General features: G+C 64.8%; 6 protein-coding genes. 1 reads left to right on the forward strand and 5 read right to left on the reverse strand.

Translation table 11 applies throughout. The features are described 5' to 3' along the window. Positions 1 to 48: 48 nt before the first annotated feature. The 3 genes from F4Z81_13970 to ribD form a co-directional block, all read right to left on the reverse strand. Entirely contained in the window at positions 49 to 1,299 is a 1,251-nt protein-coding gene (locus F4Z81_13970; protein ID MXW06154.1) for a bifunctional 3,4-dihydroxy-2-butanone-4-phosphate synthase/GTP cyclohydrolase II, read from the reverse strand. Between the two features lie 81 nt (positions 1,300 to 1,380). Next, positions 1,381 to 2,094, reverse strand: a complete 714-nt coding sequence (locus F4Z81_13975) for a riboflavin synthase (protein MXW06155.1) — start codon at positions 2,092 to 2,094, stop codon at positions 1,381 to 1,383. 119 nt (positions 2,095 to 2,213) lie between these two features. Next, positions 2,214 to 3,308: a bifunctional diaminohydroxyphosphoribosylaminopyrimidine deaminase/5-amino-6-(5-phosphoribosylamino)uracil reductase RibD gene (gene ribD / locus F4Z81_13980; protein ID MXW06156.1), complete on the reverse strand. Its 1,095-nt coding sequence runs from the start codon at positions 3,306 to 3,308 to the stop codon at positions 2,214 to 2,216. Between the two features lie 121 nt (positions 3,309 to 3,429). Between ribD and F4Z81_13985 the strand changes: the two genes are divergently transcribed. Beyond that, a complete protein-coding gene (locus F4Z81_13985) occupies positions 3,430 to 4,353 on the forward strand; it encodes a branched-chain amino acid transaminase (GenBank protein ID MXW06157.1) in 924 nt (307 codons plus the stop codon). A gap of 45 nt (positions 4,354 to 4,398) precedes the next feature. Here the strand turns inward: F4Z81_13985 and F4Z81_13990 are convergent, their stop codons facing one another. Continuing rightward, positions 4,399 to 5,601, reverse strand: coding sequence for a serine/threonine protein kinase (locus F4Z81_13990; protein ID MXW06158.1), 1,203 nt, complete (start codon positions 5,599 to 5,601; stop codon positions 4,399 to 4,401). A gap of 96 nt (positions 5,602 to 5,697) precedes the next feature. Beyond that, positions 5,698 to 6,381 (reverse strand): DUF3187 family protein, encoded by a 684-nt coding sequence (locus F4Z81_13995; protein MXW06159.1) that lies wholly within the window; start codon positions 6,379 to 6,381, stop codon positions 5,698 to 5,700. Between the last annotated feature and the right edge of the window lie 2 nt (positions 6,382 to 6,383).

A 6,383-nucleotide genomic window follows, 5' to 3' on the forward strand; every position in this document is an offset into this window, starting at 1 on the left:
CTTTCGGCCGCGCGGCCACGGCGGCCACGGCGGCGCAGCACGCACACATCAAAGCAGGCTGTCGAATCCGACGTCGTCCGGCGGCTCTTCGAGGTCGAGCAGGTGGCCCAGCTTGCCGCGCTTGGTCTTGAGATAGCCCACGTTGTAACTGTTCGGAAAAGTCTGCAGCGGGACGCGTTCGGTCACCTCGAGTCCGTACCCCTCGATCCCGAACCGTTTCGACGGGTTGTTGGTCATGATTCGGATCGTGGTCAGGCCCAGGTCCGCCAGGATCTGGGAACCGATCCCGTAGTCGCGCGCGTCCACGGGCAGGCCCAGCGCCAGGTTCGCTTCCACCGTGTCATGGCCCTGGTCCTGGAGGGCGTAGGCCCTGAGCTTGTTGGCCAATCCGATGCCCCGTCCCTCCTGGCGCATGTACAGGAGCACGCCGCTGCCTTCGTCGCTGATGCGCTTGAGCGCCTGCTGAAGCTGGTCACCGCAATCGCATCGCATGGAACCGAAAACATCCCCCGTGAGACACTGGGAGTGCACGCGGACGAGCACGTTCGGCTCACCGTCCACGTTGCCCTTGACCAGGGCGACGTGGTGGTCGCCGGTCAACTGGTCCTCGTACAGGTGGGACTCGAATTCCCCGTGCCTGCTGGGGATGGTCGTGGTGACCACACGCTTGACAAGTTTCTCGCTGCGCCGGCGGTACTCGATCAGGTCCTTGATCGTGATGATCTTCAGGTCGTGCTCGTTCGCGATCTCGACCAGCCGGGGCAGGCGGGCCATGGACCCGTCGTCGTCCATGATCTCGCAGAGCACGCCGGCGGGATAGAGACCGGCCAGCTTCACCATGTCGACCGTGGCCTCGGTGTGTCCGGCCCGGCGCAAGACGCCGCCGTCGAAGGCCTGCAGCGGGAAGATGTGGCCTGGGCGCGCCAGGTCGTCGGGCCTGCTTTCCGGACGGACGAACACCTGGACCGTCTCGGCGCGGTCCGCCGCGGAAATGCCCGACGTGGTACCATTCACGGCATCGACGGATACGGTGAAGCGCGTGCTGTGCAACGCCGTATTGACCTCTTCGCCGACCATGGCGGGCACCTTCAGTTCTTCCAGGCGTTCGCGCGTGGTCGGAAGGCAGATCAGTCCACGGCCGTACCGGGCCATGAAATTGATGGCCGCCGGTGTCGTTCTTTCGGCGGCCATGATGAAATCGCCTTCGTTTTCGCGGTCTTCGTCGTCGATGACAATCAGTATGCGCCCGGACTTGATCTCCTCGACCGCTTCCGGGATGGAACAATAGGGGTACGACATGCTCAATAACCGTATTTTTCGGTCGCCCGGTCTCGGCGGATCCCGAATCTGTTCTCGAACCGCCGCCGGGTCTTGCCAACGCTACATGCGCTCTTTCAACCAGGATTCGGTGATGGGTGACGGACCCGGGTGCGCTCCCCGGTCCGTATCGCTGCCGGCATGCAGAAGGGACGCGACGTACCGGCCGATCATGTCCACTTCTATGTTCACCTCGTCACCGATCTGCCTGCCGCCGAACGTCGTAATCGACGCGGTGTGCGGGATGATCGATACGGCGGCCAAACTACCCGTCAGACCGGCAATTGTCAAGCTTATTCCATCCAGTGCGATGGACCCTTTCTCGATGACGAAGGGCGTCAGATCGTCCGGTATTTCCACCTCGTACCACAGGCTGTTGCCCCGTTCTTCCCGCGCCGCGATGCGTCCCACGCCGTCCACGTGCCCCTGGACCAGGTGGCCGTCTATCCGGTCCGAAAGACGCAGCGGCCGCTCCAGGTTGACCTGATGCCCGGCCTTCAGGCTTCCGAAGGTCGTCCGGGAGACCGTTTCGGGTACGAGTTCCACAGAGAATATCTCGCCTGTGGTGTCCACGACGGTCAGGCAGACGCCGTTGACGGCGACGCTGGCGCCCTGCGCAAAGTCCGGCGCCATGGACGGCGCCTCCACGGTGAGCTTGAGGCCGCACGTTTTCTCGCCCGCGCCCTCGTTCCCACCCGCGGCGTTTTCGCCCGCGTCCCGGTCCAGCGATTCCAGCGACCGGACAACACCCGTGGTTTCAACGATACCCGTGAACATGGTTCATACTCCGTGCCAGGTTCATGCTACGTGCCTGCCGGCGCCTATGACCTCCACAGACGCGGCGGCCAACTGCCCAGGACCTCATCAAGCGCGGCTGCCGGCTGCCCACAACCTCTTCAGGCATACCCCGGCGTGCCCGTGACGAGGAAATCGCTCTCCAGTTGCTCCACCTGCGTATCGTTCAGTTGGATCGCCTTTGAAAGGTCGTCCAGTGCCAGGTCGGCGATCGATGGGATCCCTGCGCCCAGTATGCGAGGCGCGACGAAGCAGGCGATCCGGTCGACGGCGCGTTCCCGCAGGAAGGAAGCGGCCACGCGGCTGCCGCCTTCCACCATGAGGGTCACGATCCCGGCCTGGCCAAGCGCCGACTTGAGTGGGTCAATTGGAATGAGTCCGTCTCCACCAGGCAATACCAACACCTCGGCGCCCGCACCTTTCAATCCGTCAACCCGATCCGCGGGCGCGTTCTCCGCTACGCACACGATCGCCGGCGCATCGCCGTTCAATACCTGGGCTTCCAGCGGAGTGCGGGCCCGGCTGTCGAGCACGATTCGACGGGGCTGGCGGCCGTCCACGTGCCGGACGGTGAGCCGCGGGTCGTCCGCCAGTACGGTGTCGATACCCACCAGCACGGCGTCCGCCCGGCTGCGCATCTGGTGGACCCGTTTCCGCGCGGCCTCCCCGGTGATCCATTTCGAATGGCCGTTCCTTGTGGCGATGCGTCCGTCCAGCGTCTGGGCGAGCTTGAGCAGCACGAAGGGTTGGCCGGTTTCCCGGTGGCGCACGTAGGCCGCGTTCAGTTCCTGCGCTTCCGCTTCCAGCAGGCCCGTCTCCACGGTCATGCCGGCGGCCCGCAGCCGCTCGATCCCCTTGCCGGACACGCGCCGGTCCGGATCGGCCATGGCGACGTGGACGCGGGCGATGCCCGATGCGATGATCGCGTCCGTGCACGGCGGCGTACTGCCCTGGTGGCAGCAGGGTTCCAGGGTAACGTACAGCGTGGCGCCCTGCGCGCGGCCGCCGGCCTCCTCGAGCGCCTGCGGTTCGGCGTGCCGCCCGCCGTACTCCCGGTAGTACCCCTCGCCCAGGACAACGCCGTTGCGGACGACCACGGAACCCACCATGGGATTGGGACTGGTACGCCCTGCTCCCCGCGCCGCGAGGTCCAGCGCCTGGCGCATGAATACCGCGTCATGGTCCGATTTCGTCATGGCGTAAGCTAGGGAATTCGCGAAGAGGGTGTCAAGGCCTTTTGCCCTTGACAACGGGGGATTCGGCCCCTAGTTTGCGCCAGATTGTCGGCGAGAACCGAACCGCAGAAAGGAGACTTCGATGGCCACCCTGCCGGAGGCCGAATACATCTGGTTCAATGGGAAACTGGTATCCTGGCAAGACGCGAAGATCCATGTGCTTTCTCACGTGGTGCATTACGGTTCGAGTTTCTTCGAAGGCATGCGCTGCTATAAGACGAATCAGGGCTCCGCGGTGTTCCGCCTCCAGGAGCATGTGGACAGGCTCTTCGACTCCTGCAAGATCTACCGGGTGGAAATCCCCTACTCCCCAGCGGAAATCAGCGAGGCCGTCCTGGAAACCATCCGGTCCAACAAGCACGCTTCCTGTTACGTCCGGCCCGTCGTCTACCGCGGGTACGGCCTGCTGAGCGTCGACCCCCTGGGATGCCCCGTGGAAGTTGCCATCGGGACCTGGGACTGGGGCGCCTATCTCGGCGACGACGTAATGGAAAACGGCGTGGACGTGTGCATCTCGTCCTGGACCCGTCCCGCGCCCAATACCCACCCCGCCCTCTCCAAGGCCGGCGGGAACTACCTCAATTCCCAGTTGATCCGCATGGAGGCCATCGAGAACGGGTACAGCGAAGGCATCGCGCTGAACACCGACGGGCTGATCAGCGAGGGAAGCGGCGAGAACATCTTCGTCGTGAAGGAGGGCCGGGTCATCACGAACAGCCTGGCCGCCTCGGTCCTCGGCGGCATCACGCGCAACTCCGTCATGACGCTCGCCCAGGACGCCGGGTTCGAGGTCGTCGAACAGGACATTCCCCGGGAAATGCTCTACATCGCCGACGAGGTCTTCTTCGTGGGCAGCGCCGTGGAGGTGACGCCGGTCCGGTCCATCGACCGCATCACCGTGGGAGGCGGGTCTCGCGGTCCGGTCACGAAGGAGATCCAGGACCGTTTCTTCGCTGTCACGACAGGCGAAGGCGAGGATACCCACGGCTGGCTGACCTACGTGTGACCTTCCGCGCGACAGTTGTCCGGTTTCCGGCGGGCAAGTAAAACCCTACCCCAACCACACCGGGTGATCCGCGCCCCGGTTTTCGTATCCGTCCGTCAGCATGCGCGCATTGCCGCCGTCGGCATCGACCAACCAGATGGCGCCAGGTGACCCCACCTCGGCGCGGCAGAAGGCGAACTGCGAGCCATCCCGCGACCAGGCGGACCGGAAGTTCCATACCATGGGTTCGTAGGGAATAAACTCCGATTCCTCTCCCGAAAACGGATCGAGCAGGCAGATGGCGGTGCCGCCGCGGGCGTCTTCCGGATAGTAGTCCCGGTTGAAATGGTCGGTGTCCGGCCGTTGCGCCTGGTACGGCCAGGCCGTCCGGGAGCCGGGCTCCGCGCGGGTGTAGGTGACCCTTTTCCCGTCCGGCGTCCACTGGGCGATGTTGGAACCGCTGCCCCGCGAGTCCGGGCTTCCATAGGACGTGGCGAACCACTGGCGCTGTCCCGTCGTGATTTTCTGGTGTCGTGTACCATCGGGGCCGTCGGGACTGCCGAGGCAGAGGTCGGCCCAGTCGTGCCCCGGGTCATCGGGATAGTGGCAGTCCTGGTAGATCAGCCACTGTCCGTCCGGCGACCACATGGGACCGAAGTACAGGTGCCCTTGCGCCCCAGCGACTTCCACCCGGTTTCCTCCGTCCAGATCCGATACGAATATGCAGTAGCTGTCCCGGCCTTCCAGCATGGTCGAATGGTAGGCGAACCTGCGTCCGTCTGGACTGATCTGCACGCAGTAGACGAACCCGTCCTCTGAGCCGGTGATCTCCTGTGGATCGGATCCGTCCAGGTCCATGGTCCAGATGCGCTGTTTCCCGTCGATGATCGGGTTCGTCACGAGACGATCCTCTCCCGGCAGGATGTGGGTGCACCCCATGAACGGCGCGGGCCGGTCCTTCAGGGCGATCTCCTCCAGCAGGCGGTCTTCCTCAAGATCGTATATCCAGAGATGGACCCGCACGTTGCCTTCCCAGGCCTTGCCGGGTTCGTAGCTGGACAAGATGACCCTGCGCCGGTCTTCGAAGACGGGTCCCCAGCTCCAGCTGTCCATGCCCGGAGCGTCCGGATCTGGATACCAGACTCGCGTAACCGAATCGACCGGCCCCGCCGCGTCTTCCGCGCCCGCCGTGGCTGCGGCACTATCCAGATCGACCACGCCCAGGCGCCCGTGCGTGTTGAAAAGTATCCGGGATTGCTTGTCTGACATGATGATTTCCACTATACCGGCCGGCAGAGAGTCGCCATCTCGGCCGCCAGGTCATCCGCTGTGCCGCGGTCCGGGCGTCGTCCGGCGCGGCAACCCCTAGGGCGTCCTCCACACGATACCGACATGCATCCCCACATCGGGGGTGTTCTGGTACTGGCTGAGGTTCTCGGTCAGGCCGGCATCGAGTGAAAGCGACTCAGACAGGGCGTACCGCGCGCCGGCGGTCGCCTCGATGGCCGTGCGATTCAAGGGTCCCAGCCTGCTACTGGGGAAGGGACCGATGTTGACCTGCGTCTGGAGCAGTGCGGCGAGCCGGCCCGTGGTCCGGTATTCGAAGGCCAGCACGAGCGTCGTGATGGACCGCAGGGGAAATCCCTCGCCATGGGTCGGTCTGCCCAGCCGGCTGTGGGCGAGGTTGGCATGAAAGATCATGTCCCGCTTCGGCCGGTCCGGCCGCCAGGTAGCGAAAAACGCCGCCTGGAAATCCCATCCTCCGCTGCCGGTCAGCGTTTCCAGGCTGCCCGTGGGCAGCTTCAGGGCGCCGGCAATGGCCATGACGACCCGCCCTCCGCCACGGTTCAACGGCGTCTTCATCCGCACTACCAGGTCCCCGGGCCTGAAGCCGGCGGACTCCACGCTCCTGATCCAGAAACGGCGGTCTCGCACGACGAATACGCCATAGTCGTTTCTCGGAGCCCACTCCCGGCCCCCGTTGGACAGGTTGAACGCGCCGTGGAACCCCTCTACCACGCCGTCCAGGAAGCCCCCGCCATGCTTCAGGA

It is taken from the genome of Gemmatimonadota bacterium (assembly GCA_009835325.1).
Taxonomy (GTDB): Bacteria; JAAXHH01; JAAXHH01; order JAAXHH01; family JAAXHH01; genus JAAXHH01.

Coding starts and splice junctions, on each gene's coding strand:
- F4Z81_13985 (MXW06157.1), top strand. CDS start 3,430: ATGGCCACCCTGCCGGAGGCCGAATACATCTGGTTCAATGGGAAACTG.
- F4Z81_13975 (MXW06155.1), bottom strand. CDS start 2,094: ATGTTCACGGGTATCGTTGAAACCACGGGTGTTGTCCGGTCGCTGGAA.
- F4Z81_13970 (MXW06154.1), bottom strand. CDS start 1,299: ATGTCGTACCCCTATTGTTCCATCCCGGAAGCGGTCGAGGAGATCAAG.
- ribD (MXW06156.1), bottom strand. CDS start 3,308: ATGACGAAATCGGACCATGACGCGGTATTCATGCGCCAGGCGCTGGAC.
- F4Z81_13990 (MXW06158.1), bottom strand. CDS start 5,601: ATGTCAGACAAGCAATCCCGGATACTTTTCAACACGCACGGGCGCCTG.